The sequence below is a fragment of the Oceanicola sp. 502str15 genome, from assembly GCF_024105635.1.
Classification (GTDB): Bacteria; Pseudomonadota; Alphaproteobacteria; order Rhodobacterales; family Rhodobacteraceae; genus Vannielia.
Window position 1 is genome coordinate 1,058,786 of record NZ_WYDQ01000001.1, and the last position, 26,009, is coordinate 1,084,794.

A 26,009-nucleotide genomic window follows, 5' to 3' on the forward strand; every position below is an offset into this window, starting at 1 on the left:
TGGCGCAAGAGCGGGCGGGCGAGAAAATTGCCCGCGCCGGTGGCGCAGGGCTAGCCGGGGGGCGGCGCTCGCCCTATAAGGGCGGCCTCTGCCGCGCAGGGAGGCGCGGGATGAATGAAGGACGCGAGACCATGAGCAAGACCTGGACCAAGACCGACTGGCGCAACAAGCCCCGGGTTCAGATGCCGGATTATCCAGATGCGGCAGCCCTGAATGCCGTTGAGGCGCAGCTTGCCAAATATCCGCCGCTGGTGTTTGCCGGAGAGGCGCGCCGGTTGCGCGCCGAGCTGGGCAAGGCCGCGCGCGGCGAGGCGTTTCTGCTTCAGGGCGGCGATTGCGCCGAGAGCTTTGCGGAGTTCAGCGGCGACAACATCCGCGACACCTTCAAGGTGATGTTGCAGATGGCGATCGTGCTGACCTATGGCGCCAAGGTGCCGGTGGTGAAGGTGGGCCGGATGGCGGGGCAGTTTGCCAAGCCGCGCTCGGCCCCGACCGAGACCAAGGATGGCGTGGAGCTGCCGAGCTACCGGGGCGACATCATCAACGAGCTGGACTTCACCCCCGAGGCCCGCATTCCGGACCCCAAGAAGATGCTTCAGGCCTACACCCAGGCGGCGGCGACGCTGAACCTGCTGCGGGCCTTCTCGCAGGGTGGTTTTGCCGATATTCACCGGGTTCACGCCTGGACGACGGGCTTCGCGGATGAGGATCGCGGTGCACGATACAGAGACCTCAGCAACCGGATTCAGGATGCGCTCGACTTCATGTCTGCCGCCGGGATCGACAGCGACAGCGTGCATGCCATGCAGTCGGTGGATTTCTACACCAGCCACGAAGCGCTGCTGCTGGAATACGAGGAGGCGCTCACCCGCGTCGACTCCACCACCGGCCAGACCGTTGCCGGCTCGGGCCACATGGTGTGGATCGGGGATCGCACCCGCCAGACCGACGGGGCGCATGTGGAATACTGCAAGGGCATCATCAACCCGATCGGGCTGAAGGCCGGCCCGACGATGGAGAGCGATGACCTGAAGCGCCTGATGGCGGATCTGAACCCCAAGAACGAGGCCGGGCGGCTCACGCTGATCACCCGCTTCGGGGCGGGCAAGGTGGAAGAGCACCTGCCGCGTCTGATCGAGGTGGTGAAGAGCGAGGGCGCCAATGTGGTGTGGGTCTGCGATGCGATGCATGGCAACACCATCAAGAGCGAAAGCGGCTACAAGACCCGGCCCTTCGACCGGGTGCTGGGCGAGGTGCGCGAGTTCTTCGCGGCCCATCGCGCGGCGGGCACCATCCCCGGTGGTGTGCATTTCGAGATGACCGGCAAGGATGTGACCGAGTGCACCGGCGGCGTGCGTGCCGTCACCGACGAAGACCTTGGTTCGCGCTACCACACGGCCTGCGACCCGCGCCTGAATGCGTCGCAGTCGCTGGAACTGGCGTTTCTGGTGGCCGAGGAGCTTTCGAACCGGGGCAAGGCGGCGGCCGCCGAGGCGGTCTGACGCCGGCCGAAAGGGTGATTAAGATGCAAACGGCGGGCTGGAATGGCCCGCCGTTTGGCTTTTGGGGGGCGCGTTCTGTGTCCCGCTAGCTTTCGGTCTCGACGGTTTCGCCATCGCTGCGCACGAGGCGCAGGCGGGGCTTTTCGCCCGGCTCGGGGCGGCTGGGCGGGGTGCGCGGCTGCGGCGGCGTGTAGCTGGCGGCGGGTTCGGAGAAGCCCGGAGTTTCGTTGAGTTGCTGGCGGGTGCGGCGGGCGGTGAGCCGGTCGTCGCGGGTTTGGGGGGGATCGGTCAGCTCGTGTTTCACGCCGGTGCGGATCGGGCGGACGACGTCGTCCTTTACGATGAAGCGGCGGGGCGAGCGGCCGATGGGGCCGATGGTGCAGAGGCAGCCGAGGGCACGGGTAACGTCGCCGAAGTCCGATGCCAGCGGGAGCAGGAGCATTTGCGCGTCCATCGGCGGGCGGCCCACGCCACGCTCGCCGGCAAGGGTGAGCAGGGCGGTGGAGGGGCCGGCGAAGACATCTTCGAGGGCGCGGCTGAGGGTGGCGCGGTGCTCGGGCATGAACATGGAGGTGCAAGGCATGCCGCGCACTTCCATTCCCATCAGGTCGTTGAGGTGCATCCCCGCCAGCCGGAACCGCCCGACGCCGGGCGCGATGCGCTCGAGGATGAAGGCATATTCCAGCGTTTCCTCGATGGCCCGCGGGTCGACCTCGGCGCGGGAGGGCACTTGACGGGGGCCGCGAAGCTCCTCCCAATACTGGCGCAGCGCATGGACTGCGGGAAACCGGATATCGTTGTGATACTTCATCAGCGAAACAACCTCGCGGTCGCTATCATCTTGATGTTCCATGCTCTCGCCCTCGCGCAAAAACCCATTGGCTTTGTTGTCCAGGGGCGCACGGTCTGTTAACCCATAGACAAGAAAGATTACCTATCTGTTAATACCACAATGCCCGACGCATTTCCGGGGGGAAATTCATAAATGGTTAACTCCATGACGGGGTTCGCCGCCCGCACCCAGCAGGGCAGCGACTACACCTGGAGCTGGGAACTGCGCGGGGTGAATGGCAAGGGCCTGGAGCTGCGTTTGCGGCTTCCGGAGTGGATTTCGGGCTTGGAACAGGCGCTGCGCACCGAATTGAGCCGCGCCCTGATACGTGGCAATATTTCGCTCACTCTGCGGCTTCAGCGCAGCCGGGGCGAGGGGATGATGCAGCTTGACGGCGCCCAGCTCAGCCAGGTTCTGGCCGCTTTGAGCGCGATCACCCGCGAGGCAGAGCGGGCCGGGGTGGAGCTGAAGGCGCCGACGACCGCGGAGATCCTGTCGATGAAGGGCATCGCCGACGACCCCAACACGCTGAGCGAGGGGGCCTCGGTGGCGCTGCGCTCCAAGCTGATGGCCGACTTCCGCCCGCTGCTGGACAGTTTCATCGAGATGCGCGCCACCGAGGGGGCGGCGCTGCATGCGGTGATGCTGGCCCATCTCGACAAGGTGGCCAAGCTGGTGGCGCAGGCCCGCCCCGTGGCCGAGGAGCGCAAGGCGGAGATGGCCGACAGCCTGAAGCAGAACCTCGCCCGCGTGATGGAGAACGCCAAGGGGCTCGACGAGTCGCGGGTGGCGCAGGAGGTGGCGTTGCTGGCGCTGAAATCGGACGTGACCGAGGAGCTGGACCGGCTGGAGGCCCATGTTACGGCAAGCCGCGAGCTGCTGGCCAGCGAGGATGCGGTGGGGCGCAAGCTCGACTTTCTCTGCCAGGAGTTCAACCGCGAGGCCAACACGCTCTGTTCCAAGGCGCAGGCGGTGGAGCTGACCCGCATCGGGCTTGACCTCAAGGCCGCCATCGACCAGATGCGGGAGCAGGTTCAGAACATCGAGTGAGGGGGAGCCTTGGCCCGACGCGGATTGCTCATCATCCTGTCTTCGCCTTCCGGCGCAGGCAAGACCACCCTGGCGAGACGGCTGATGGAGTGGGATGTCGACCTCAGATTCTCGGTCAGCGCCACCACCCGCCCGCCGCGTCCCGGCGAAGAGGATGGGGTGCACTACCACTTTCTCACCGAGACGGAATTTCGCCAGCAGGTGGCCGACGAGCAGATGCTGGAGCATGCCCATGTGTTCGGCAACCACTACGGCAGCCCCGCCGGCCCGGTGCGCGAGGCGATCAACGCGGGCCGTGACGTGCTGTTTGACGTGGACTGGCAGGGCGCCCAGCAGATCCGCAACTCGGAGCTTGGCCGCCACACGCTGTCGATCTTCATCCTGCCGCCCAGCATCGACGAGCTGCGCCGCCGGTTGATCGAGCGGGGGCAGGACGGGGCGGACACCATCTCGAAGCGGATGCAGAAGAGTTGGGACGAGATCAGCCATTGGGACAGCTATGATTACGTGCTGGTGAACGACGATCTCGACGACAGCGAGCGGCACTTGCGCACCATCGTCTCGGCGGAGCGGATGCGCCGCGCCCAGCAGCCCGACCTTGCCGCCCATGTCCGCACGCTTCACGAGCAATTTCGAGAGAAGGAAGACCGATGATCTATGCGCTGGACGGTTTCGAGCCGCAATTGCCGGAGGATGGCGACGTCTGGGTGGCGCCCGATGCCAATGTGATCGGCAAGGTGGTGCTGGAAAGCGGCGCCTCGGTCTGGTTCGGGGCGACGCTGCGGGGCGACAACGAGGAGATCCGGGTGGGAGCGGGCGCGAATGTGCAGGAAAACACCGTTTGCCACACCGATCCGGGCTGCCCGCTGACCATCGGCGCGGGGGTGACGGTGGGCCACAAGGCCATGCTGCACGGCTGCACCATCGGGGAGAACTCGCTGATCGGGATGGGCGCCACGGTGCTGAACCGCGCGGTGATCGGCAAGAACTGCCTGATCGGGGCCGGGGCGCTGATTACCGAGGGCAAGGAAATTCCGGACGGCTCGCTGGTGATGGGCGCGCCCGGCAAGATCGTGCGCCAGCTCGACGCGGAGGCGATCGAGAAGTTGAAGAGCTCGGCGCTCTACTACCAGCAGAACATGCGGCGGTTCCGCGCCGGGCTGAAGGCGCTGTAGCCGCAGATGACCCCCGCCGAGATCGAGCTCTTCATCGAGGCGGTGCCCGTGCCGCTGATTGTCATCGGGGCGGATGCGCGGATCGAGGGAATCAACCGGCCCGCCGCCGAGATCTTTGGCCGGGTGGGGCAGGGGCGGCACTATTCGTTGCAACTCAGGCAGCCCTCGGTGGCGCAGCTCATCGAGAACGCGCTTGGCCTCGGCCATGCCGGGCAGGCCCGCATCCGGCGGGTGGAGGGCGAGGGGGAGCAGATCTTTCAGGTCAAGGCGACGCCGTTGCAGGGGCGGGTGGTGCTGGCCTTCGAAGATCTCAGCCAGACCGAGGCCGCCAACCAGATCAGGCGCGACTTCGTGGCCAATGTGTCCCATGAGCTGAAGACGCCGCTGACGGCTCTGATGGGCTTCATCGAGACCCTGCGCGGCCCGGCCCGCAACGATGAGGCGGCGCGCGACAGGTTCCTCGGGATCATGGACCGCGAGACCGCGCGGATGAACCGGCTGGTGACGGACCTGCTTTCGCTCAGCCGGGTGGAGGCGGTGGCGCGGCAGCGGCCTTCGGACGAGGTGGACGTTTGTGCGCTGCTGGGCTCGGCGCTGAACGCGCTGAAGCCGCTGGCCGAGGAGGCCGGGGTGGAGGTGGTGCGCGATCTGCCCGCGGGGTTGCCGCTGGTGATGGGCGATGCCGACCAGCTGACGCAGGTGTTTACCAACCTGATCGAGAACGCGCTGAAATACGGCGGCGGGGGCGGCAGGATCGAGGTATCGGTGACGCGGGAGGAGCGGGTGGCCACCCTGCGCGGCCCGGCGCTGCGCTGCGATGTCCGCGACCACGGCCCCGGCATCGACCCGCTCCACATTCCGCGTCTGACGGAGCGATTCTACCGGGTGGATTCGCACCGCTCGCGCGAAATGGGCGGAACAGGCCTCGGCCTCGCCATCGCCAAGCATATCGTGGCGCGCCACAGGGGCCGCTTCCAGATCGAGAGCGAGCTGGGGCAGTGGGCGTGTTTTACGGTGTTTTTGCCGTTGGAGTAGGGGGTGCGCGGCTTTGTGGGACAGGGTCCGAGCCTCCGCCAGCGCATCAAGGCTCGCTCAGCGATGGGCGACGACCCGCATCTCGATGACGACACCGTCAGAAGCGAATCCTGCGACTTCGATTGCAGTCCACGCCGGATAAGGCTCGCACATCCTCTGTCCCCAGATTGCCTTGAAGACTGCCAGGTGGTCCTTCAGTCCGATGTGGTAGCTTGTCACTTCCACGATGTGGCTTGCGTCCATCCTGGCTTTTTCCAGAACGCTGAAAACCTGGTCGAAAGCTGTTTCTATCTGCGTTGCGGCATCCTTTGACACAGTGCCATCAAGGCCCATGCCGTTGAAACCGGTCAGAAAAAGGAAGCCGTCCACTTCGGAACCGGGGGCCATCTTCCAGTCCCTGTAGAGGGTCGTCATGGTGCTGGGGATGATTGCCTGCTTAGCCAAATGCCCGATCCGTCCAATTCAGGTTTGTCCTGAAGCACGACATTCGCTGCGCCGCCGAGCGAAAGCAAGACGGGCGTTCGGTGGGCCTCGGGCCCATAATGTCGGGGATTATCCCGCTTTCCCCCGCGGTATGTCATCAAACTGTTACACAGCCGTCACAAAAGCCTAACACGCGGGGCAGAGAAGGGCCCGGCGAACGCCCCGCATGAGCAGTTGGGGCGAGCCTGACATTAACGGAGTTCAAAATGTCCCTGACCAAGCTCACAGTTTCCACCCTCGCGCTGACCGCGCTGGCCGCCGGCACTGCTGCCGCGCGTGACCAGGTGCAGGTTGCCGGGTCTTCCACCGTGCTGCCCTATGCCTCCATCGTGGCCGAAGCCTTCGGCGACAACACCGACTTCCCGACCCCGGTTGTGGAATCGGGCGGCTCCTCGGCTGGCCTCAAGCGTTTCTGCGAAGGCGTGGGCGAGAACACCATCGACGTGGCCAACGCCTCGCGCGCGATCCGCGAAAAAGAGATCAAGGCCTGTGCCGATGCCGGCGTGACCGACATCATCGAAGTGCGCATCGGCTACGACGGGATCGTCTTTGCCTCCCAGCAGTCCGGCCCGGCCTTCACCGCCTTTGAAGCCGCCGACATCTACAACGCCCTCGCGCCCAAGGTGCTGAAGGACGGCGAGCTGGTCGACAACCCCTACACCAAGTGGAACGAGTTCAACGCCGATCTGCCCGACGCCGAGATCGCCGCTTTCATCCCCGGCACCAAGCACGGCACCCGCGAAGTCTTCGAAGAGAAGGTGATGGCGGCTGGCTGTGAAGCCACCGGCGCTCTGGAAGCCATGATTGCCTCGGGCATGTCGGAAGACGATGCCGAAGGCGCCTGCCTCTCGGTTCGCACCGATGGCAAGTCGGTCGACATCGACGGCGACTACACCGAGACCCTCGCCCGCATCGACTCCAACCCCAACGGCATCGGCGTGTTCGGCCTGGCGTTCTACGAGAACAACCAGGACAAGCTGAAGGTTGCCACCATGGGCGGCATCGAGCCGAAGACCGAGACCATCGCCTCGGGTGAGTACCCGGTGAGCCGTCCGCTCTACTTCTACATCAAGAAGGCCCATATCGGCGTGATCCCCGGCCTGAAGGAATACGCCCAGTTCTTCATCTCCGATGACCTGGCCGGCCCCTCCGGCCCGCTCGCCAACTATGGCCTCGTGTCCGACCCCGAGCTGGCCGCGACCCAGAAGATGGTGAACGACGAGCAGACCATGGGCGAAGGCATGTAAGCCTCCCCGGATTTCGGAGGCGGTGCCGGTGCGGTGCCGCCTCCGTTTTTCTGTTTCAGTTTCGATACCAGTGCCCGCCCCAGTTACGGGGCCCAGATTTCAGACCCCGGGGGACGGCACATGCCGGTTTTGTGGATCATCCTGATCGTTCTTGCCTTGGGCGTTGCAGGTTATGTGGCGGCGCGCACGAAGGCGCTTGCCAGCACCGGAAACGACCCGAGGCACCTGCATTCGCTGCCCAGCTACTACGGCTACATGGGCTTCATGTTTGCCACCGCGCCGGCCCTGCTGCTGCTCATTCTCTGGCTCATCATCGGGCCGATGGTGATCGAGCGGCAGGTGGCGCGGCATCTGCCTGCCGATGTGATCGAGCAGTCGGCCTCGCAGGGGCTGCTGATGGCCGAGGTGCGCCGGGTGGCCGTGGGGCTCGAGAATGCGGTGGCCATGGGCGCGATGAGCGAGGACATGGCGACCAACGCGCGCGGTGACTTCACCGACATGACGGCGCGGCTGAAGGAGGCCGGGCAGATCATCACCCAGAACGTCACGGTGCCGGTGCTGCGGGCCGCGCAGGAGATGCGCAAGGCCGACGCCAGCTCGCGCCAGTGGATGATGATTGCGGTGCTCGCGCTGGCCGTGCTTGGCGCTGCGCTGGCGGTGCTGCGCTCGCAGAAGGACTACCGGGCGCGCAACGTGGTGGAGCGCGGGGTGCGCTGGATGCTGGTGGGCGCGGCGTCGATTGCCATTCTGACCACCGTGGGCATCGTGCTGTCGCTGCTGTTCAACACCATCGAGTTCTTCCGGCTCTATCCGGCGGGCGAGTTCTTTGGCTCGCTCACGTGGTCGCCCTCCTTTGGCGGCGGCTCGGAGCTGGGGGTCTGGCCGCTGCTCTGGGGCACGCTCTATATCTCGGTCATCGCGCTGGCGGTGGCGGTGCCGATCGGCCTTTTCGCGGCGATCTACCTCAGCGAATACGCCTCCAACCGGGTGCGCTCGGTGGCCAAGCCGCTGCTGGAGATCCTCGCGGGCATTCCCACCATCGTTTACGGCCTCTTCGCGCTGCTCACGGTCGGCCCGGTGCTGATGGCGATGTTCGGCGATGAGGGGCTGGGGTGGATGCAGTCGGGGACGGCGGTGATGACGGCCGGCCTCGTGATGGGGATCATGCTCATTCCCTTCGTCTCCTCGCTCAGCGATGACATCATCAACGCGGTGCCCCAGGCGATGCGCGATGGCTCTTACGGCCTTGGCGCCACCCAGTCGGAGACGATCCGGCAGGTGGTGCTGCCCGCTGCGCTGCCGGGCATCGTGGGCGCGGTGCTGCTCGCGGCCTCGCGGGCGATTGGCGAGACGATGATTGTGGTGCTGGGCGCGGGCGCCGCGGCCCGCCTGAGCCTCAACCCCTTCGAGGCGATGACGACCATCACCGCGAAGATCGTCAGCCAGCTCACCGGCGATGCCGACTTTGCCTCGCCCGAGGCGCTGGTGGCCTTTGCCCTCGGGATGACCCTGTTTGTCATCACGCTGGGGCTGAATGTTTTCGCGCTCTACATCGTGCGCAAATATCAGGAGCAATACGACTGATGGCCGACGCAACTGCAAACCCTGCCGCCGCTCCGGCCTCGCGCCACGGCTCGCTGGCCACGCTGGACCCGCGCACCAAGCGCCGCAATGCCGCCGAGGCCCGGTTTCGGGCCTACGGGATCGCCGCGATTGCGCTGGGGCTGTTCTTTCTGGTGGTGCTGGCCACTTCGATCCTGCGCTCGGGCATTCCGGCCTTCACCACCACGGTTGTCAGCCTTGAGATGAACGTGAGCCGGGGCGAGATTGACGAGGCCGAGAGCGGGATGCTGAAGACCGCCGCCTATACCAGGCTCTTCATCACCAAGCTCGGGGTGCAGCTGCGCGAGGCCGGGATTGGCGATGACGTGCAGGATGACGCGATCGAGCGGATCATGGGCAAGGTGGGCAGCGATCTGCGGGTCTTCTACCAGGAAAACCCCGACAAGATCGGTGAGCCGGTGACCTTCACGCTCAACGCCGCGAGCCGGGTCGATGGCTACTTCAAGGGCCGGGTGAACCGGGAGACGCTGGTGGACAGCCGCTTCATGGTGGCCAGCGACCTTGACGTGGTGGATGCGCTGAACGAGGCCGGGATCATCACCCGGCAGTTCGACTGGGGTTTCATCACCGGCAAGGATGCGGGCGTGGACAACCCCGGCGGTGCGGGGATCGGCGCCTCGGTGCTGGGCTCGTTCTTCATGATGCTGGTGGTGCTGGCGCTGGCGCTGCCGATTGGCGTGGCGGCCTCGATCTACCTTGAGGAATTCGCGCCGCGCAATCGCTGGACCGATATCATCGAGGTGAACATCTCGAACCTCGCCGCGGTGCCTTCGATCGTGTTCGGTATTCTGGGCCTGGCGGTCTTTATCCAGTTTGCCGGGTTGCCGCAGTCGGCGCCGCTGGTGGGCGGGCTGGTGCTGACGCTGATGACCCTGCCGACCATCATCATCTCGACGCGGGCCTCGCTGAAGGCGGTACCGCCGAGCATCCGCGATGCGGCGCTCGGGGTAGGCGCGAGCAAGATGCAGGCGACCTTTCACCACGTGCTGCCGCTGGCCGCGCCGGGCATTCTGACCGGCACGATCATCGGGCTGGCGCAGGCGCTGGGGGAGACCGCGCCGCTGCTGCTGATCGGGATGGTGGGCTTTGTGGCGCGCGAATATCCGGGCGGTTTTGTCGAGGGGTTCGTGGAGCCGAACTCGGCCATGCCGGCGCAGATCTACACCTGGGCCGCACGTTCGGATGTGGCCTTCTATGAAAAGGCCTGGGGCGGTATCATCGTGCTGCTCGTATTCCTGCTTATCATGAACGCCATCGCCATCGTGCTGCGCCGGCGCTTCGAGCGGCGGTGGTAATCCATGGAGGATACAACAATGAATGACATGCGACCGCTGGAGAGAATAGTGGACACGGACAACATCAAGATCTCGGCGTCGAACTGTCAGGTCTATTACGGTGAGACGCACGCGATCAAGGACGTGGACGTTCAGATCGAAGACAAGACCGTGACCGCCTTCATCGGCCCGTCGGGCTGCGGCAAGTCGACCTTTCTGCGCTGCCTGAACCGGATGAACGACACCATCGACATCTGCCGGGTCGAGGGCGAGATCCTGCTGGATGGCGAGAACATCTATGACAAGAAGGTCGACCCGGTGCAGCTGCGCGCCAAGGTGGGCATGGTGTTTCAGAAGCCGAACCCGTTTCCGAAGTCGATCTATGACAACATCGCCTATGGGCCGCGCATTCACGGGCTGGCCAAGAGCAAGGCCGATCTCGACGTGATCGTGGAGAAGAGCCTGCGCCGTGGCGCGATCTGGGACGAGGTGAAGGACCGGCTCGACAAGCCCGGCACCGGGCTTTCGGGCGGGCAGCAGCAGCGGCTGTGCATTGCCCGCGCCGTGGCCACGGAGCCCGAGGTTCTGCTGATGGATGAGCCTTGCTCGGCGCTCGACCCGATTGCCACCAGCCAGGTCGAGGAGCTTATCGACGAGCTGCGCGAGCAGTATTCGGTTGTGATCGTGACCCATTCGATGCAGCAGGCTGCACGGGTGAGCCAGAAGACCGCCTTCTTCCACCTCGGCAATCTTGTCGAGTTCGGGGAGACCGGGCAGATCTTCACCAACCCGACCGACCCGCGCACCGAATCCTACATTTCAGGCAGAATTGGTTGATCTCATGTCCGCACTTCCCCCGAACGAACAGCATATCGCCTCGGCCTTCGACCGTGATCTGGAAGCCATTCAGGCGATGATCATGAAGATGGGCGGCATGGTTGAAACCGCCATCACCGATGCCGCCTCTTCGCTGGATGCCCGCGACGAGGAGACCGCCGAGCGCGTGCGCAAGAACGACCAGGCGATCGACGCGCTGGAGGAGCAGGTGAGCGAGGAGGTCGCCCGGCTGATCGCACTGCGTGCGCCCGTGGGCACCGACCTGCGCACCGCGCTGTCGGTCATGAAGATCTCGGGCAACCTCGAGCGGGTGGGCGACTATGCCAAGAACATGGCCAAGCGCACCGGGGTTCTGGTGCAGCTCGACCCGATCGAGGGCGCGACGACCTCGATCCGGCGGATGTGCCGGACCGTGGAGGGGATGCTGAAGGACGCGCTCGACGCCTATATCCAGCGCGATGCCGAGCTGGCCGAGGACGTGCGCAACCGCGACCGCGAAGTGGACCAGATGTACAACGCGCTGTTCCGCGAGTTCCTGACCTACATGATGGAAGACCCGCGCCACATCACGGCCTGCATGCATCTGCATTTCATCGCCAAGAACACCGAGCGGATGGGCGACCATGTGACCTCGGTGGCCGAGCAGGTGATCTACCTTGTCACCGGCGACATGCCGGAAGACGCGAGACCCAAGGAGACGGCGCCGGCCTACGAGGTCGACGGCTGAGAAACGACATGAGCAGAATTGCACAACCCCTTGTCTTGGTTGTAGAAGACGAGCCCGCCCAGCGGGAGGTTCTGAGCTACAACCTCGAGGCCGAGGGCTTTGATCTGGTCAGCGCCGACAATGGCGAGGACGCCATGCTGCTGGTCGAGGAGGAGCGCCCCGACCTGATCGTGCTGGACTGGATGCTGCCCAACCTCTCGGGCATCGAGGTCTGCCGCCGCCTGAAGCTGAAGAACGAGACCCGCGCCATTCCGATCATCATGCTCTCGGCGCGGGCCGAGGAGGTGGACCGGGTGCGCGGGCTGGAGACCGGCGCCGACGATTACGTGGTGAAACCCTACAGCGTGATCGAGCTGATGGCCCGCATCCGGGCGCAGCTGCGACGCACGCGGCCTGCCACGGTGGGCGCGCGGCTGGAGTACGAGGACATCATGCTCGACGCCGAGACCCACAAGGTGGAGCGCGACGGGCGCGAGCTGAAGCTGGGGCCGAAGGAGTTCAGGCTGCTCTCGACCTTCATGGAAAAGCCCGGACGGGTGTGGAGCCGCGAGCAGCTGCTCGACCGGGTCTGGGGACGCGACATCTATGTCGACACCCGCACCGTCGATGTGCACATCGGGCGGCTGCGCAAGGCGCTCGGGGCCCATGGCGGCGACGACCTGCTGCGCACGGTGCGCGGCGCGGGATACGCGCTGGGGTAGGCCGCAGGGCGCCGGGCTTCGGCCCGGGTGGCGGCTTGAAGGGCGTGAGGCCCGCTGCGCTCCTCCCAAAGCGCGGGCGGGCCCGGTTGCCTAGATGTCGTAGGCGCCTTTGCCGGGTTTGAAGGCCCGGCATTTCCAGCCCGAGATGGTCCAGTTCGGGTGCTCGTTGGCCCATTTGGCCAGGTGCGGCTGCGCTGTCATCATGCAGGACATCGGTGTGCCTTCCTGAAACAGCAGGCTGCGGTTTTCGCAATCGGTGGGGCTTGCGGCGAGGCAGGTGACAAAGGCCAGTTCGATCATGGGAGGTGACTTTCCGGTAAGAAACGACGTGTGTCGAGCGTGGCGCAGGGCCTCGCTCGTGCAAAAGGATTCCGGATTTTCCCTGAAGATGACGTTAATTTGGCGTGCACAGAGGCGGCCTCGAACGGCAAATGCCCAAGGTTGAGGCACCTCCCGCGCCTCGACGGGATCAATCTGGCATCGCCCATGGCGGCGCGGAACCTAGACCATGGGCTGTGTTCCCGCCCGTGCGGGCGCGCGGCTAGGCTGCCCCCGGCAGCTCATGGGACGGGCTGCGACGGGAGGAGATATGGACAGAACAGCTGGCGGCCCCGGCCTTTCCGGCCTGTCTGCGCATCTGGCGGATGTTCTGGTTGGCCATGAGCGCCTGATCGAACGCCTGCTGACCGGCATTCTGGCGGGCGGACACCTGCTGGTGGAGGGCGCGCCGGGGCTTGCGAAGACGCGGGCGGTAAAGGCGCTTGCGGGCGCGCTCGACGGCAGTTTCGCGCGGGTGCAATGCACGCCCGACCTGCTGCCCTCGGACCTGACGGGCACGCCCGTGTTCCGGCCGCAGACCGGGGATTTCGAGTTCGTGCCCGGGCCGATCTTTCACAACCTGGTGCTGGTCGACGAGATCAACCGCGCCCCGCCCAAGGTGCAATCGGCGCTGCTGGAGGCGATGGGCGAGGGGCAGGTGACGAGCGGCAATGCCACCCATGCGCTGCCCGATCCCTTCCTCGTGGTGGCGACCCAGAACCCGATCGAGCACGAGGGCACTTTTCCGCTGCCCGAGGCGCAGCTCGACCGGTTTCTGCTGCATGTGATGCTCGACTTGCCGGATGCAGAGACCGAGCGGCGCATTCTTGACCTGGTGGAAGCCGAGGGGCAGGGCGAGGTGGAGCCGATGCCGGCGGTGGAGGACATTCGCGAGGCGCGCAAGGCGGCGATGGCCACCCATCTTTCGGGGCCGATCCGCGACTATATCGTGCGGCTGGTGACGGCGACGCGGGCCGCGCCCTTCGTGGGCGAGCTGGCGCATCCGGCGAGCCCGAGGGGGTCGCTGGCGCTTGCGGCGGCGTCGAAGGCGCGGGCCTGGCTGAAGGGGCGCGACCATGTGCTGCCCGAGGATGTGGACGCCTTGGCCGAAGACGCGCTGGCCCATCGGCTGGTGCTGACATGGCAGGCGCAGTCGGAGGGGCGCAGCCCGAGGGCGCTGGTGGCCGACCTGCTGGCGGCCACGGACCCGCTGTGAGCCGTGCGCCCGATGCCATGGCAGGGGTGCCAGGCGTCTGGCTTGGCGCGGAGGCGCTGATCGCGCTGCGCGACCTTGCGGTCGAGCGGGCGCTTTCGGCCCCGCCTGCGGCGATTCCGGGCGGGTTTCTGAGCAAGCGGCGGGGGGCGGGGCAGGAGATTGCCGACACGCGCGAATACGTGGCGGGCGATGACATGCGCCACCTGGACCGGGGCACCACGGCGCGCACCGGCGTGCTGCATATCCGGCGATTTCAGGAAGAGCGCGACCGGGTGACGTTTCTGGTGCTGGACCTGCGGCCCTCGATGCTTTGGGGCACGGGGCGGGCGTTTCGGTCGGTGGCGGCGGCGGAGGCGCTGGCGCTGGTGGGCTGGCGGGCGGTGGAGGAAGGCGGGCGCGTGGGGCTGATGACCATCGGCGCGGGCGGGCCGGAGATTGTGGGCGCGCGGGGACGGACGCGGGGGATGCTGGGGGTGATCGGGGCGATGGTGCGCGCCCATGAGGCGGCGCTGGCGGCGGCGCTTGACGGGCAGCGCGAGGAGCCCGAGCTGGAGGGCCGCCTGCTGCCGCTGGAGCGGGTGGCGCCGCGGGGCGCGGAGCTGATGCTGGCGAGCGGCTTCGATGCGCCGGGCCGGGCGCTGGCGGCGCGGCTGGGGGAGCTGGCCCAGAAGCGGCATCCCTTTCTGATCGAGGTGCAGGACCGGGGGCCGGGTGGCTTGCCGGAAGGGCGCTATCCGCTGCGGGTGCAGGGGGGCGCGGTGCGGATGGTGACGGGCGCGGCGCAGCCTGCGGCGGGCGCGGCGGCGGAGGCGGCGAAGGGCCTGCGGGCCGCGCCGGAGGGCTTTGCCCATCTGCGGATCGAGGCGGCGGAGCCGGTGGCGGCACTGGCCGGGCGGCTCCATGCCGCGTGGGGGCGGTGAGATGGCCGAGGGGCAGGCGCTGACCGAAGAGGCCGTGCAGGCCGGGCTGGCGGAGATCCGGCTGCCCGGCGATGCGGCGGGCGGGTTTGGCAGCGAGTTGGCGGCGGGCGCCGGGATCGGGCTGGCGCTTGGCCTGTGCCTTGCCGTGGCGCTGCGCCCAGTTTTGCGCCGACGCCCGCGCCCTGCACCTGCACCCGGTTTCGCGCAGCGGCTGGCCGCCGCAGAGGCGCTGCCGGAGGCGGCGCGGGAGGTGGCGCTGCTGCGGCTCTGGCGCGAGGCCGACCCGGCGGGGTTTGCCGCGCACCGGGGCGATCTCTACCTGCCGGGGGGGATGCCGCAAGGGCTGGCAGAGAGGTTGCGGGCGCATGGTTGAGTTTGCCCAGCCCTGGTGGTTTGCGCTGCTGCCGATCCCGCTGCTGGTCTGGGCCCTGCTGCCCGCACGGGGCGGGTCGGGGGCGGCGCTGGTCGTGCCCGAGCAGGTTGCGGCGGGGCTTGGCCTGGCCCGTCCGGGCGCGGGGCGGCAGGGGCTGCCGTGGCTGGCGGCGCTGGCATGGGTGCTGCTGGTGGTGGCGCTGGCCGGGCCGAGGCAGCTTTCGCCGGTGTCGGCGCTCAGGATCACCGGCCGCGACCTTGCCATCGCGATCGACCTGTCGGGCTCGATGGTGCGGGAGGACTTCTTTCTTGATGGCGCGGCGATCTCGCGGCTGGAGGCCGTGCAGCGGGTGGGGGCGGAATTTGCCCGTCGGCGTGCGGGCGACCGGGTGGCGCTGATCCTGTTCGGCTCGGAGGCCTATTACGCCGCGCCCTACACCTTCGACACGGAGGCGGTGGCGCGGCGGATCGAGACCTCGGAAATCGGGATATCGGGGCGGGCGACCAACATGGCCGACGCCCTGGGGCTGGCGCTGAAGCGGATGGCCACGAGCGATGCGGCCTCGAAGGTGGTGATCCTGCTGTCGGACGGGGTGAACAACGCGGGCGCGACCAACCCGCGGGGCGTGGCGGTGCTGGCGGCGGAGATGGGGGTGCGGGTGCATACCATTGCCATGGGCCCGCGCGACCTTGCGGAGGCCGAGGAGGGCGAGCGCGGCGTGGTGGATGCCATCACGCTGGCGGCGGTGGCGGAGTTGAGCGGGGGCGAGACCTTCAGGGTGCGCACCACGGAAGACCTCGAGGAGGTCGGCCGGGCGCTGGACCGGCTGGAGGCGACGGCGAGCGACGGGCTGGCGGCGGAGGTCTGGCGGGAGTTCTGGATCTGGCCTGCGGGGCTGGCCTTGCTGCTCTGCCTCGGGCTGGCATGGCGGAGGGGCGCGTGATGGGCGGCCTGATCCTGCTGCGCCCGTGGTGGCTGCTGGCGCTTCCGGTGATTGCCGCGCTGGCGGTGGTGCTGTGGCGGCGCAGGGCGCGGCTGGGGGACTGGGAGCGCGTGGTGCGCCCCGAGATGATGGCGGCGCTGCGCAGGCTCGGGCATGTGGAAGCGGGGCGGCGGGGCGCGCGCGGGCTCTGGGCGATGGCGGCGGCGGGGCTGGTGGTGCTGGGGCTGAGTGGCCCGGCGACCCAGCGGCGCGAGGCGGCGGCCTTTGCCAACCTCGACGGGGTGATCCTTGTGCTCGACGCCTCGCCCTCGATGACCGGTGCGGAGGCTTGGGGCCAGATGCTCACCGCCGGGCGCGCCGCGATTTCGGGCCTTGGCGCGCGGCCTGCGGCGCTGGTGGTGGTGGCGGGCGATGCCTACCACGGGGCGGAACTTTCGGCAGATCATCGGGAGCTGGCCCAGACATGGCAGCTCGTCGGCCCCGGCACGGTGCCCGACAAGGGCTCGCGCCCCTGGCTGGGGCTGGAGAAGGCGGGCGAGGTGCTGCGGGAGGCGCGGCTGGTGAGTGCGGATGTGGTGCTGTTCAGCGATGGTGGCGGGCTGGGGCCGGAGGCGCTGGAGGCGGCGGCGGCGCTGGTGCGCGCGGGGGCCCGGGTTTCGGTGGTTGCGCCGGAGGGGGTGCCCCCGGCGGAAGTGCTGGCCCGGGCCGGTGGCGGGGAGGTGTTTTCGCCCCGGGAGGGCGTTGCGCTGGGGGCGTTTCTGGCGGAGGCGGGGCGGACGCGGCTGGAGCGGGCGGATTATCCGCTGCTGTTTCTGGCTGACCACGGGCGCTACCTGCTGCTGCTTGCGCTGTTGCCGCTGCTCGCGGGCTTTCGGCGGAGGCTGGCATGAGCGCGGGGCGAGTCCTGGCCTGCGCTGCCGCGGCGCTGATTGCGCTGGCGCTGCTGTTGGGGGGCAGGGCGCCGTTCGGGCGGGTGTTGCTGGCGGCAGGGCTGCCCGCAGCCGCGGTGCCGCTGCTGGGCGATCCGGGGTGGCGGGGCGTGGCGCTCTACCGGGCCGGGCGGTTCGACGCGGCGGCGGAGGCCTTTGCGCAGGCCGGCCAGCCCTTCAACCGCGGCAATGCGCTGGCGCGGGCCGGGCGCTACGCGGCGGCGCTGGAAGCCTATGACATGGCGCGCGCCGGGGGCGACCAGACGGCGGGCGCGAACTTTGACCTCGTGGCGGCCTTCTATGCCGGCCTCGCGCTGGAGGCGGGCTCGGTGGTGGAATGGTTCGAGGACCGCGACGGCACCGACCCGGCGGTGGAAAGCTTCGAGGCGCGGGGCAATGCGCGGGCGGCGGGGAGCGGGACGGAGGTGACGAACGTGGGTGCGCTCATCGGCCTTCCGGAGCTGGAAGGACGCGGCGCGCGCGAGACGCGCAAGGTGTTCGACGACAAGTTCATCACCGCCGACGAGCGCTGGCTGGAGACGCTGGCCGATGTGCCCGGAGACTACCTTGCGGCCCGGATCCGCCACGAGCACAAGCGCCGTGCGCGGGCGGGCGAGGGGCAGCCCGAACCGGAGGACGCGCAATGAGGGCCCTGATCCTGTGGCTGCTGATGGGGTGCGCGGCCTTCGCGCAGAGCCGGGAGGTGCGCCCCGGCGATGTCGAGCTGACGGTGACGATGGAAGACATGGCGGCGGCCGAGGGCGGCGCGCCCTTTGCGGGCGAGATGGTGCTGCTGACGATCCACGGGATCTATCGCCGCCACATCGCCCGCGAGACGCTGGCCCAGCCCGAGCTGGAGGGGTTTGCATGGATGCAGCTTGGCGAGGACCAATGGTACGAAACCCGCGAGCGGGGGCAGCCGGTCAAGAACTTCCGGCGGCGGATGGCGCTGTTTCCGGAAGCCGCGGGCGAGCTGGAGGTGGCGGCCTTCACCCACCACCTGACGCTGATCGACGAGAATGACGGTTGGTTCGACCATGACATAACCTCGCCGCCGGTGCGCCTGAGCGTGCGACCCGCACCGGAGAGTGCGTGGTGGTTCCCGGCGCGGCGGCTTGCGGTCTCCGACAGCTGGTCGAACGCGCCGGACCAGCTGGACCCGGGCGCGGGGGTGCTGCGGATCGTGCGGGTGGCGGCGACGGGTGCCGCGCCGCAGATGATCCCGCCGATGCCGGAGCTGCGCTCACCGAGCGGGCTGGTCTTTGCCCATCCCGAGCAGCGGCTGGTGGAGCTTTCGCCGGAGGGGCCGGTTTCGGTCGCCTATTGGCGCTGGACGATCCAGCCGGGCAACGGGGTTTCGGCGATCACCGAGCCGATGGAGTTCGAGTGGTATGACGCGGTGAACCGCCAGAGCCGGCGGGTGCGGATCGGGGCGCAGCGGGTGGCCTATACCGCGCCACTCGGGGCCGTTCCCACGCCGCCTGAGGCGTCCGGGGTTGCGCGGGGGGGCGTGGTGCTTGGCGTGGCGGGGGCGGGGCTGGTGCTGGGGCTTGTTCTGCTGCTCTGGGGGCGGCACTGGGCGCGGCCCGCCGTGGCCGACCCGCTGCGTTGGCAGATCCGGCGCGCGGCGCGGTCCGGGGATCTGGCGGGGCTGCGGCGGGCGGGTGCGGCGCTGGTGCGACGTGGCGGGGCCGGGGCGGGCGCACGGGCGGCGCTGGATCGGCTCGACGGCGCGCTCTTTGGCAAGGTGGGCGAGGCACCCGATCCGGGGCCGATTGCGCGCGCTCTGCTGGCCCGCTCGAAGCCCTGAGCCCTGCGCCCCGACCGATACTGATGGCTAAATTGCCAGCGCCCCGGTGCGCCGTCACCATCAGGCACAGTCACCGACCACCGCAAGATGGGACAGGGCGGTGCCGATCGGGGGAGGAAAGATCCATGAGTCTGTGGTCCAGACTGTTCGGAGGCAAGGAGGAGGAGCCTGCCATGAGTGCTGTGAATATACATCCGGCTGTTGACGGGGGCGTGAAGCCCGGCAGCGCGAATTTTTCGGGGGGGACGCTGAAGTGCCTGTGCGCGAGCGACCCCGTGGTGGTGGAGATCAAATCCCAGACCGCCCATAACCACGTGTGCGGCTGCACCAAGTGCTGGAAGCCGTCGGGTGCCACCTTCAGCCAGGTGGCCGTTGTGGGCCGGGATGCGCTGAGCGTGACCTCGGGGGCCAACAAGCTTTCGGTGGTCGATCCGTCGGCGGCGATCCAGCGCCATGCCTGTTCGGGCTGCGGGGCGCATATGTATGGCCGGATCGAGGACACTGGCCACCCGTTCCACGGGCTCGACTTTGTCCATACGGAACTGAGCGACCAGTCCGGCTGGTCGGCGCCGGAGTTTGCGGCCTTCTGCTCGTCGATCATCGAGAGCGGCGTGAACCCCGAGAAGATGGACGGCATCCGCGCCCGGCTGAGAGAGCTGGGGCTGGAGCCCTATGATTGCCTGTCGCCGCCGCTGATGGACGCGATTGCGACCCATGTGGCGAAGACGAACGGGGTGCTTGAAACCGCCTGACCCTGTGCCCCGCGCGGGCATTCGGGCAAGGCAGACAGCCGGAGGCGGGCGAGGGCCCGGCTCCGGGTGGAGACTTGCATCCTGAGGCGGAAATCAGCCAAGCCATTCAACCTGTGCGACATTGTTGCACAGGCGGATTTTTTCCTGTTAGCCTCCCGAAGAGGGAGGACTAACCATGAGACATGAGGCGCTTGGGCGACAAGCCGGCCAGGTCCGATCGGTGCTGGTGATCGACGATCATCCGCTCTACGGCGCGGCGCTGGAAACCGCGCTGCACCACGTTTTCGAGGGCTGCGAGATTGTGACGGCGACCACGCTGGGCGATGGGCTGAAGGCCCTCGGCAAGGCGTTTTCGCCCGATATGGTGCTGCTGGACCTGAAGCTGCCGGATGTGACCGGGATCAGCGGCTTTCTGCGGCTGCGCGAGGAGTTGCCCGATGTGCCGGTGGTGGTGATCTCGTCGCTGACATCGGACGAGGTGATTCAGGCGGTGCTGGATGCGGGCGCGGCGGGCTTCGTGCCCAAGGATGCGCCGATGGCCGAGCTGCGGGCCGCGCTTTGCGACGTGCGCAGCGGGATGACCTACCTGCCCAAGGGGTTCACCCGGGTGCGCCGCGCGCCTGAGCGCCAGCGCGACAGCCAGGAGATTGCCCGCCGCATTGCCGAACTCACCCCGCAGCAGACCCGGATCATGAAGCTGATCTGCGTGGGCAAGCCCAACAAGCAGATTGCCTACGAGATGGATCTGGCGGAGGCGACGGTGAAGGCGCATATCACCGCGCTGCTGCGCCGGCTCGGGGTGCAGAACCGCACCCAGGCGGCGGTACTGGTGGAGGGGGCCAACCTCGAAGGCGCGGGGGCAGATGCACAGAGCGATGCCCGGGCCTTTCTGAGCAACTGAAGTGAGCTTCGGCCGGGCGCCAGAGGGAGACTGGCCACAGAAGGGGGCCGACGCGCTTGTGGGCGTGGCCGTATCCCACGCCACCGATGGCGCGGAGGCGGTGGCCGAGGTTGCCGCGGCGCTGGACGTGGGCGAGACCTGTTTCATTTTGCTTTTCGTGCCCGAGGGCCTCGATCTGGCACAGGTCGAGGCGGGGCTGGCGGCGCATCTGCCGGGCAGCCCGGTGTTTGGCTGCACCACGGCGGGGCAGATCACCCCGGCGGGCTACGAGAACGAGGCGCTGCTGGCGCTGGCCTTTCCGCGCAGCCATTTTCGCTGCGCCTCGCAGCTGATCGCGCCGCTCAAGCCGCTGTCGATCCAGAACATCACCACCGATGCCCGGCTGCTTGCGGCCCGGTTCCAGCGCACCGCGCATTGGAACCGGCTGGCGCTGACCATCTGCGACGGGCTTTCGAAGCAGGAAGACATGCTGGTGGCGGCGCTGGAGGCGGGGCTGGACGACATGCCGGTGTTCGGCGGCTCGGCGGCCAACGGGCTGAACTTTCGGCAGACCTCGGTGCTGCATGGCGGCAGGTTTCATACCAATGCGGCGCTGCTGCTGGTGTTGGAGACCGACCTCGAGTTCACCGGCATCGGGTTTGACCATTTTCTGCCCACCGGCCACCAGATGGTTGTGACCGGCGCCGAGCCGGAGGAGCGGCTGGTCCATGAGATCAACGGCGCCCCGGCGGCCGATGAATATGCCCGCCTCGTGGGGGTGCCGCGCGACCAGCTTTCGCCGCAGGTCTTTGCCGAGAACCCGGTGCTGGTGCGCAACTCGGCGCTCTACCACGTGCGCGCCATTCAGGAGGTGCAGGAGGGGGGTGCGCTGAGCTTTCTGAGTGCCATCGACGAGGGGCTGCTGCTGACGCTCGGCGAGGGGCAGGAGATTGTGCGCACCATGGCCAAGGAGCTCGACCTGCGCGACGGGCGGGGCCGGGCGCCCGATTTCATCCTCGGCTTCGATTGCGTGCTGCGGCGCATCGAGATCGACCACAAGCAGCTGACCGGCCCCGCATCGAAGGTGCTGCGCGAGAACCGGGTGCTCGGGTTCAACACCTATGGCGAGCAGCATTGCGGGGTGCATGTGAACCAGACCTTCGTGGGGGTGGCCTTCTTCGAGCCCCGGGAACGGGCGCTGCACTGATGATCGACCCGGACGATCCGCTGGAGGTGCAGGTCGAGAAGCAGGCCAAGATCATCGCCGCGCTGGTGCGCCGTGCGGGCCGCCAGAACGAGGTGGGCAGCCAGGCCTATGGTGCGTTTCAGTCGGCCATCGCGCTTCAGGGGCAGGTCTGGGCCAAGACCCGCGACCTTGAACGCGCCTCCAGCGAACTCAGCCAGTTGCGCCATGACCGCGAGCGCAGCCAGAAGAACCTGGCCGATGCGCTTTCGGTCATGGAGGGAGGATTTGCGCTGTTCGAGGAGGGGCGGCTGCGGGTGTGCAACGAGCTGTTCCGCTCGCTGCTTCCGGACCTGTCGGAGCGCATCCTGCCCGGGCTGACGCTGGCGCAATACTTCGACGCGATGGAGCAGTCGGCCCATCTGGAGCCCGACGAGGAGCAGATTGCCCCGCCGCTGCGGACCCGGCGCGAGGGGGGCACGGGCGCGGCGCTGTCGTCCTTCGTGATCGCGCTGCGGGGGGATCGGTGGTTTCAGATCAGCCAGCAGGGGACCGGCGGGGAGACGGTGATCGTTCTGCAGACCGAGATCACCGACATCGTGCGCAAGAACCGCAGCGAGAAGGCGCAGCTCATCGACCTTCAGGCGCATTACCTGCAGGCGGCGATAGATCACATGACCCTGGGGCTGTGCACGGTGAGCGCCGAGGGCACGGTGACGCTGCACAACGACCGCTTTCGCGAGCTGCTGGGCCTGCCCTTCACGCTGGTGCAGTCGGGCACCTATTTTACCGAGGTCGTCGAGTTCATCCGTGAGAACTATCTGATCGACAGTGAGAACATGGCGCTGTTTGACGGCTGGATGGAGCGGGCCGGCAACGACGGGCGGCTGCGCCAGACCCTGCGCCATGCCAGCGGGCGGGTGCTCGACATGCACACCCATGCGCTGCCCGACCGGGGATTTCTTGTCGATATCAAGGATGTGACCCTCGAATACCGCGCCACCGAGCTGCTCGAGCGGCGGGTGAGCGAGCGCACGGCCGAGCTGACCCGCGCCAATGCCCGCCTCACGACCCAGTTCGAGGAGCTGGCCCGGGTGCAGGAGGCGCTGCGGCTGGCGAAGGAGGAGGCGGAGGCGGCGAACTCGTCGAAAACCCGGTTTCTGGCGGCGGCGAGCCATGACCTGCTGCAACCGATCAACGCCGCCAAGCTGCTGATTTCGACGCTCTACGACATGTCGCGCGACAGCCCGATGGGCGACACGGTGGACCGGCTCGACGGGGCCTTTGCCTCGATGGAGCAACTGCTGCACGCGCTGCTCGACATTTCGCGGCTCGAAAGCTCGGCGGGCACGCTCGATCCGGTGGATTTTTCGCTGTCGTCGGTGATCCAGACCGTGACGCAGGACCAGCAGGCCTTTGCCGCCCGCAAGGGGGTGCGGCTGAGCGCGGTGCCGTCCAGCCTCTGGGTGCGCTCGGACCAGCGCTACCTGTTCCGCTCGATCCAGAACCTCGTGGTGAACGCGATCCAGTACACCGAGACGGGCCGGGTGCTGGTGGGTTGCCGGAGGCGGCCGGGAAACCGGGTGGAGTTGCAGGTCTGGGATACCGGCATCGGGATCAGCCGGAAGGACCAGCGGCGGATCTTCGAAGAGTTCACCCGCGCCGACAATGTGCCGCCGGGCAGCGGCATGGGGCTTGGCCTGTCGATCGTGGACCGGACCTGCCGCCACCTTGGCCACCGGGTGAGCGTGCGCTCCAAGCCCGGGGTCGGCTCGGTCTTTTCGATCGAGATGGAGGCGGTGGCGGCGCAGGCGCCGATTGCGGAAGCGGTGATGTCGCCGGGGGAGGGCGACTTTCCGGAGATGGACCTGATTGTGCTGGTGGTGGAGAACGATGCCGCGGTGCTCGATGCCACGACCCGCAAGCTCGAGCGCTGGGGCGCCAGCGTGCTGGCGGCGCGGGGCACGGCGGAGGCGCTGGAGATGGTGCGCGACCTCGGGCTTGCGCCCGATATCGTGCTGGCCGACCACCAGCTTGACGGGGCCGACACCGGCACCGAGGCGATCCGGGCGCTGCGCGCGGCGACCGGGCAGCAGGTGCCGGCGATCATGATCACCGCCAACCGTTCGCCCGAGCTGGCGCAGACCGGGGTGGAACAGGATTTTGCGGTACTGCCCAAACCTGTCGACCTGTCGCGCCTCCGGCCGCTGATGCATTGGAAGGCGCGGGCGGCGATGGGGCAGGGGATGGCACCGACAAAAGTATCCCGTGACGGCGCGGCCCCGTGAGATAGGCTTTGAGCCGGGAGGAACCGACCTATGCGAAAGCTATGCCTGGCACTTGGTGGAGGGCTCGTGGCGCTGGCGCTTGCGGCGCCGCTTCGGGCTGCGGACCCGATGGACACCGCGGCCTATGACCTGCTGTTCAAGGAGGGAACGCTCGACCGCTTCGAAACCGGGGAGGCGCTGCGCTATCGCCGCGAGGTGAGCAACGCCCTGTTGCCCGATGCGGCAGCACGCGACACCGGCGAGATCGTGCTGTCGCTGGACGGCGGGGCGCCGGAGAAGGCGCAGCTGAAGTTCGTGCAGGACGGCAAGCACCGCGGGCTCGGAGAGTTTCCGGCCAGCGTGGGCAACCCGGTGATCATGTATTTCGTCGAGACGGTGGTGCGCGACATGGCCGAGAGCACCGGCGGCAGCCCCTATTACATCCGCAACCGGGTGAAGGAGGCGCTGATCTCGCCCGCCGACATCACCGAGGCGGATGGCGTGGTGACGGTGGTTATGCACCCCTTCGAGGGCGACCCGAATGCCGAGCGGATGAAGGGGTTCGGCACGCTGACGATGACGGTGGTGATGTCGGAAGACGCGCCGGGGTGGTATCGCAGCCTCGGGGCGGAGGCCGGGGACACCTATGGCTCGCAGATGGTGCTGGAGGGCCTGGCCGAATGAGGCGCCTGCTGGCCTTGAGCTGCGCCGCGCTGATGGCCCTGCCCGCCGGGGCGCAGAGCGTGGCGGAGCGGCTGAACGATTACCCCACCGCCGCACGGGCCGACTACGTGTTTGCCTGCATGCAGACCAATGGCCAGAGCCGGGAGGTGCTGGAAAAATGCGCCTGTTCGATCGACGTTGTCGCCTCGATCCTGCCCTATGAGGATTACGTGGAGGCCGAGACCGTGCTGTCGATGCGCCAGGTCGGCGGCGAGCGCATGGCGATCTTCCGCAGTGCTGCCAGTGCCGAGGCGCTGGTGGCGGAGCTGAGGCGGTCGCAGGCGGAGGCGGAGATCCTCTGTTTCTGAGCTGCGCGGCGCGTGCTCAGCTTGCCTCGTCCTTGGGCAGACGCTCCTCGAAGACATTGCCCTCGGTATCGGTGGCCCGCACCACGATGTCGGCGGCCCCGTTGTCGGAATAGCTGAAGCGGAACACCGGGTTCTCGGAAATCGAGATGCCGCCCTCCATGGTGAAGAGCAGATCGTCGCCCTGGCGCACCTCGAGCGTGTCGATGAAATGGGCGGGAACGAAGAGCTGGGTGATCTGGTCGCGCTGGAGGCCCGAGTAGTTGGGGTGGCGGATCATGATCTGGGCTTCCCGGCGGGGCGTGCTCATCTGCGGCGCGGGGCCGAAGCTGCGCAGGCGCATCTGGCCCATGCTGGCAAGCGCGGCCTCGGGATCGGAGGTGGCGGGGGCCGAGCAGCCGCCAGAGGCCTTCACGAAACGGCCCTGCATGGCGAGGCCCTGCGCGGTTTCGATGATGACCCGGACGTTGGAGTATTGGTTGACCCGCACCCGAAGCTCCAGATCGAGCGGGTGCATCTGGGCACCGAAGGTGAAGGTGGCGGCAACGGGGGCCGGGTTTTCATCGACCACGACGATGGCCTTTTCGATGACCGGGGCGGTATCGGTTTGCACGATATGCACCGGGACGGTGGCGGCGTCATTGGCGCGGTAGGGCGCATCGACCGTGAAAAGGCCGGCACCATCGGCGGGGGTGGCCTCGCCCAGCACGTCATATTGGAGCGCCTCCCAGCTTTCGCTCTGCGTCAGCGGGTTGTCTTCTGCCGCGAGGGCGGGCAGGGCGATGAGGGCCGCAAGGGCGGCGGGGGCTGCTATGGCAAGGCGCATGAGTCTCCTCCCGGTGACGCGCTATGGCGCGAGTATAGCAGGTTTTGCCCGCCCGGGCACTGATCCGATGGTCGGCGT

Annotated in this window: 28 protein-coding genes; 24 read left to right on the forward strand and 4 right to left on the reverse strand. The window is 67.8% G+C overall.

Translation table 11 applies throughout. From position 1 onward, the window contains the following. Positions 1-131: 131 nt before the first annotated feature. Positions 132-1,502, forward strand: a complete 1,371-nt coding sequence (locus GTH22_RS05010; RefSeq protein WP_252943662.1) for a class II 3-deoxy-7-phosphoheptulonate synthase — start codon at positions 132-134, stop codon at positions 1,500-1,502. A gap of 85 nt (positions 1,503-1,587) precedes the next feature. Here the strand turns inward: GTH22_RS05010 and GTH22_RS05015 are convergent, their stop codons facing one another. Continuing rightward, entirely contained in the window at positions 1,588-2,355 is a 768-nt protein-coding gene (locus GTH22_RS05015; protein WP_252943663.1) for a PAS domain-containing protein, read from the reverse strand. 132 nt (positions 2,356-2,487) lie between these two features. Between GTH22_RS05015 and GTH22_RS05020 the strand changes: the two genes are divergently transcribed. From GTH22_RS05020 to GTH22_RS05035, 4 genes are read left to right on the forward strand one after another with little or no spacing between them, the layout of a single operon-like run. Continuing rightward, positions 2,488-3,384, forward strand: a complete 897-nt coding sequence (locus GTH22_RS05020) for a YicC/YloC family endoribonuclease (RefSeq protein ID WP_252943664.1) — start codon at positions 2,488-2,490, stop codon at positions 3,382-3,384. A 9-nt stretch (positions 3,385-3,393) separates the two neighbouring features. Further along, positions 3,394-4,038 carry a guanylate kinase gene (gmk, locus tag GTH22_RS05025; protein ID WP_252943665.1) on the forward strand — a complete coding sequence of 215 codons (645 nt, stop codon included), beginning with the start codon at positions 3,394-3,396 and terminating at the stop codon, positions 4,036-4,038. Continuing rightward, entirely contained in the window at positions 4,035-4,559 is a 525-nt protein-coding gene (locus GTH22_RS05030) for a gamma carbonic anhydrase family protein (protein WP_252943666.1), read from the forward strand. The genes gmk and GTH22_RS05030 overlap by 4 nt, the downstream gene beginning before the upstream one ends. Before the next feature lie 6 nt (positions 4,560-4,565). Continuing rightward, positions 4,566-5,594, forward strand: coding sequence for a cell wall metabolism sensor histidine kinase WalK (locus tag GTH22_RS05035; RefSeq protein ID WP_252943667.1), 1,029 nt, complete (start codon positions 4,566-4,568; stop codon positions 5,592-5,594). A 57-nt stretch (positions 5,595-5,651) separates the two neighbouring features. On the opposite strand, the gene GTH22_RS05040 is transcribed toward GTH22_RS05035, so the two are convergent. Beyond that, positions 5,652-6,008 carry a Rid family hydrolase gene (locus GTH22_RS05040; protein ID WP_252943668.1) on the reverse strand — a complete coding sequence of 119 codons (357 nt, stop codon included), beginning with the start codon at positions 6,006-6,008 and terminating at the stop codon, positions 5,652-5,654. 275 nt (positions 6,009-6,283) lie between these two features. Between GTH22_RS05040 and GTH22_RS05045 the strand changes: the two genes are divergently transcribed. The 6 genes from GTH22_RS05045 (at position 6,284) to phoB (ending at position 12,486) form a co-directional block, all read left to right on the forward strand. Further along, positions 6,284-7,324, forward strand: coding sequence for a substrate-binding domain-containing protein (locus tag GTH22_RS05045; protein WP_252943669.1), 1,041 nt, complete (start codon positions 6,284-6,286; stop codon positions 7,322-7,324). Positions 7,325-7,444: 120 nt separating this feature from the next. Then, positions 7,445-8,908, forward strand: coding sequence for a phosphate ABC transporter permease subunit PstC (gene pstC, locus GTH22_RS05050; RefSeq protein WP_252943670.1), 1,464 nt, complete (start codon positions 7,445-7,447; stop codon positions 8,906-8,908). After that, positions 8,908-10,242: a phosphate ABC transporter permease PstA gene (pstA, locus tag GTH22_RS05055; RefSeq protein ID WP_252943671.1), complete on the forward strand. Its 1,335-nt coding sequence runs from the start codon at positions 8,908-8,910 to the stop codon at positions 10,240-10,242. Before pstC ends, pstA begins: the two co-directional genes overlap by 1 nt. A gap of 18 nt (positions 10,243-10,260) precedes the next feature. Beyond that, complete coding sequence (gene pstB, locus GTH22_RS05060) at positions 10,261-11,058, forward strand: phosphate ABC transporter ATP-binding protein PstB (protein ID WP_252943672.1); 798 nt, start codon at positions 10,261-10,263, stop codon at positions 11,056-11,058. A gap of 4 nt (positions 11,059-11,062) precedes the next feature. Next, positions 11,063-11,785: a phosphate signaling complex protein PhoU gene (gene phoU / locus GTH22_RS05065; protein WP_252943673.1), complete on the forward strand. Its 723-nt coding sequence runs from the start codon at positions 11,063-11,065 to the stop codon at positions 11,783-11,785. Between the two features lie 8 nt (positions 11,786-11,793). Then, positions 11,794-12,486, forward strand: coding sequence for a phosphate regulon transcriptional regulator PhoB (gene phoB, locus GTH22_RS05070; protein WP_252943674.1), 693 nt, complete (start codon positions 11,794-11,796; stop codon positions 12,484-12,486). 90 nt (positions 12,487-12,576) lie between these two features. On the opposite strand, the gene GTH22_RS05075 is transcribed toward phoB, so the two are convergent. After that, positions 12,577-12,786, reverse strand: a complete 210-nt coding sequence (locus GTH22_RS05075; RefSeq protein WP_252943675.1) for a hypothetical protein — start codon at positions 12,784-12,786, stop codon at positions 12,577-12,579. Between the two features lie 289 nt (positions 12,787-13,075). Here GTH22_RS05075 and GTH22_RS05080 point away from each other — a divergent pair, with 289 nt between their 5' ends. From GTH22_RS05080 to GTH22_RS05140, 13 genes are all read left to right on the forward strand, one after another. Beyond that, complete coding sequence (locus tag GTH22_RS05080; protein ID WP_252943676.1) at positions 13,076-14,020, forward strand: MoxR family ATPase; 945 nt, start codon at positions 13,076-13,078, stop codon at positions 14,018-14,020. Further along, positions 14,017-14,940 carry a DUF58 domain-containing protein gene (locus tag GTH22_RS05085; protein WP_252943677.1) on the forward strand — a complete coding sequence of 308 codons (924 nt, stop codon included), beginning with the start codon at positions 14,017-14,019 and terminating at the stop codon, positions 14,938-14,940. The genes GTH22_RS05080 and GTH22_RS05085 overlap by 4 nt, the downstream gene beginning before the upstream one ends. Position 14,941: 1 nt before the next feature. After that, a complete protein-coding gene (locus tag GTH22_RS05090) occupies positions 14,942-15,313 on the forward strand; it encodes a hypothetical protein (RefSeq protein WP_252943678.1) in 372 nt (123 codons plus the stop codon). Further along, positions 15,306-16,256 carry a VWA domain-containing protein gene (locus GTH22_RS05095; protein WP_305884654.1) on the forward strand — a complete coding sequence of 317 codons (951 nt, stop codon included), beginning with the start codon at positions 15,306-15,308 and terminating at the stop codon, positions 16,254-16,256. Before GTH22_RS05090 ends, GTH22_RS05095 begins: the two co-directional genes overlap by 8 nt. Further along, positions 16,238-17,146, forward strand: a complete 909-nt coding sequence (locus GTH22_RS05100; protein WP_252947694.1) for a VWA domain-containing protein — start codon at positions 16,238-16,240, stop codon at positions 17,144-17,146. The genes GTH22_RS05095 and GTH22_RS05100 overlap by 19 nt, the downstream gene beginning before the upstream one ends. Further along, positions 17,143-17,832 carry a tetratricopeptide repeat protein gene (locus tag GTH22_RS05105; RefSeq protein ID WP_252943679.1) on the forward strand — a complete coding sequence of 230 codons (690 nt, stop codon included), beginning with the start codon at positions 17,143-17,145 and terminating at the stop codon, positions 17,830-17,832. Before GTH22_RS05100 ends, GTH22_RS05105 begins: the two co-directional genes overlap by 4 nt. Next, positions 17,829-18,995, forward strand: coding sequence for a hypothetical protein (locus GTH22_RS22200; protein ID WP_305884655.1), 1,167 nt, complete (start codon positions 17,829-17,831; stop codon positions 18,993-18,995). Before GTH22_RS05105 ends, GTH22_RS22200 begins: the two co-directional genes overlap by 4 nt. Positions 18,996-19,168: 173 nt before the next feature. After that, positions 19,169-19,747, forward strand: a complete 579-nt coding sequence (gfa, locus tag GTH22_RS05115; protein ID WP_371928320.1) for an S-(hydroxymethyl)glutathione synthase — start codon at positions 19,169-19,171, stop codon at positions 19,745-19,747. 175 nt (positions 19,748-19,922) lie between these two features. Beyond that, complete coding sequence (locus tag GTH22_RS05120; RefSeq protein ID WP_252943682.1) at positions 19,923-20,648, forward strand: response regulator transcription factor; 726 nt, start codon at positions 19,923-19,925, stop codon at positions 20,646-20,648. Between the two features lie 64 nt (positions 20,649-20,712). Beyond that, entirely contained in the window at positions 20,713-21,834 is a 1,122-nt protein-coding gene (locus GTH22_RS05125) for an FIST N-terminal domain-containing protein (RefSeq protein WP_371928321.1), read from the forward strand. Next, positions 21,834-24,098, forward strand: coding sequence for a PAS-domain containing protein (locus GTH22_RS05130; RefSeq protein WP_252943684.1), 2,265 nt, complete (start codon positions 21,834-21,836; stop codon positions 24,096-24,098). Before GTH22_RS05125 ends, GTH22_RS05130 begins: the two co-directional genes overlap by 1 nt. 30 nt (positions 24,099-24,128) lie before the next feature. Further along, positions 24,129-24,761 (forward strand): hypothetical protein, encoded by a 633-nt coding sequence (locus GTH22_RS05135; RefSeq protein ID WP_252943685.1) that lies wholly within the window; start codon positions 24,129-24,131, stop codon positions 24,759-24,761. Then, the gene (locus GTH22_RS05140; RefSeq protein ID WP_252943687.1) at positions 24,758-25,108 is read left to right on the forward strand and encodes a hypothetical protein; all 351 of its coding nucleotides are present in this window, start codon (positions 24,758-24,760) and stop codon (positions 25,106-25,108) included. Before GTH22_RS05135 ends, GTH22_RS05140 begins: the two co-directional genes overlap by 4 nt. 16 nt (positions 25,109-25,124) lie before the next feature. Here GTH22_RS05140 and GTH22_RS05145 read toward each other — a convergent pair whose 3' ends face one another. After that, a complete protein-coding gene (locus GTH22_RS05145; protein ID WP_252943689.1) occupies positions 25,125-25,931 on the reverse strand; it encodes a quinoprotein dehydrogenase-associated SoxYZ-like carrier in 807 nt (268 codons plus the stop codon). Positions 25,932-26,009: the final 78 nt, after the last annotated feature.

What these genes read in the sequence shown, in the direction of transcription:
- GTH22_RS05130 (WP_252943684.1), top strand. Translation starts at nt 21,834, where the DNA reads ATGATCGACCCGGACGATCCGCTGGAGGTGCAGGTCGAGAAGCAGGCC.
- GTH22_RS05090 (WP_252943678.1), top strand. Translation starts at nt 14,942, where the DNA reads ATGGCCGAGGGGCAGGCGCTGACCGAAGAGGCCGTGCAGGCCGGGCTG.
- GTH22_RS05035 (WP_252943667.1), top strand. Translation starts at nt 4,566, where the DNA reads ATGACCCCCGCCGAGATCGAGCTCTTCATCGAGGCGGTGCCCGTGCCG.
- GTH22_RS05030 (WP_252943666.1), top strand. Translation starts at nt 4,035, where the DNA reads ATGATCTATGCGCTGGACGGTTTCGAGCCGCAATTGCCGGAGGATGGC.
- pstB (WP_252943672.1), top strand. Translation starts at nt 10,261, where the DNA reads ATGAATGACATGCGACCGCTGGAGAGAATAGTGGACACGGACAACATC.
- GTH22_RS05015 (WP_252943663.1), bottom strand. Translation starts at nt 2,355, where the DNA reads ATGGAACATCAAGATGATAGCGACCGCGAGGTTGTTTCGCTGATGAAG.
- GTH22_RS05095 (WP_305884654.1), top strand. Translation starts at nt 15,306, where the DNA reads ATGGTTGAGTTTGCCCAGCCCTGGTGGTTTGCGCTGCTGCCGATCCCG.
- GTH22_RS05140 (WP_252943687.1), top strand. Translation starts at nt 24,758, where the DNA reads ATGAGGCGCCTGCTGGCCTTGAGCTGCGCCGCGCTGATGGCCCTGCCC.
- GTH22_RS05045 (WP_252943669.1), top strand. Translation starts at nt 6,284, where the DNA reads ATGTCCCTGACCAAGCTCACAGTTTCCACCCTCGCGCTGACCGCGCTG.
- GTH22_RS05145 (WP_252943689.1), bottom strand. Translation starts at nt 25,931, where the DNA reads ATGCGCCTTGCCATAGCAGCCCCCGCCGCCCTTGCGGCCCTCATCGCC.
- pstA (WP_252943671.1), top strand. Translation starts at nt 8,908, where the DNA reads ATGGCCGACGCAACTGCAAACCCTGCCGCCGCTCCGGCCTCGCGCCAC.
- GTH22_RS05105 (WP_252943679.1), top strand. Translation starts at nt 17,143, where the DNA reads ATGAGCGCGGGGCGAGTCCTGGCCTGCGCTGCCGCGGCGCTGATTGCG.
- GTH22_RS05075 (WP_252943675.1), bottom strand. Translation starts at nt 12,786, where the DNA reads ATGATCGAACTGGCCTTTGTCACCTGCCTCGCCGCAAGCCCCACCGAT.
- phoB (WP_252943674.1), top strand. Translation starts at nt 11,794, where the DNA reads ATGAGCAGAATTGCACAACCCCTTGTCTTGGTTGTAGAAGACGAGCCC.
- pstC (WP_252943670.1), top strand. Translation starts at nt 7,445, where the DNA reads ATGCCGGTTTTGTGGATCATCCTGATCGTTCTTGCCTTGGGCGTTGCA.
- GTH22_RS05020 (WP_252943664.1), top strand. Translation starts at nt 2,488, where the DNA reads ATGGTTAACTCCATGACGGGGTTCGCCGCCCGCACCCAGCAGGGCAGC.
- GTH22_RS05040 (WP_252943668.1), bottom strand. Translation starts at nt 6,008, where the DNA reads ATGACGACCCTCTACAGGGACTGGAAGATGGCCCCCGGTTCCGAAGTG.
- gfa (WP_371928320.1), top strand. Translation starts at nt 19,169, where the DNA reads ATGAGTGCTGTGAATATACATCCGGCTGTTGACGGGGGCGTGAAGCCC.
- GTH22_RS05100 (WP_252947694.1), top strand. Translation starts at nt 16,238, where the DNA reads ATGGCGGAGGGGCGCGTGATGGGCGGCCTGATCCTGCTGCGCCCGTGG.
- GTH22_RS05010 (WP_252943662.1), top strand. Translation starts at nt 132, where the DNA reads ATGAGCAAGACCTGGACCAAGACCGACTGGCGCAACAAGCCCCGGGTT.
- GTH22_RS05080 (WP_252943676.1), top strand. Translation starts at nt 13,076, where the DNA reads ATGGACAGAACAGCTGGCGGCCCCGGCCTTTCCGGCCTGTCTGCGCAT.
- phoU (WP_252943673.1), top strand. Translation starts at nt 11,063, where the DNA reads ATGTCCGCACTTCCCCCGAACGAACAGCATATCGCCTCGGCCTTCGAC.
- GTH22_RS05120 (WP_252943682.1), top strand. Translation starts at nt 19,923, where the DNA reads ATGAGACATGAGGCGCTTGGGCGACAAGCCGGCCAGGTCCGATCGGTG.
- GTH22_RS22200 (WP_305884655.1), top strand. Translation starts at nt 17,829, where the DNA reads ATGAGGGCCCTGATCCTGTGGCTGCTGATGGGGTGCGCGGCCTTCGCG.
- GTH22_RS05135 (WP_252943685.1), top strand. Translation starts at nt 24,129, where the DNA reads ATGCGAAAGCTATGCCTGGCACTTGGTGGAGGGCTCGTGGCGCTGGCG.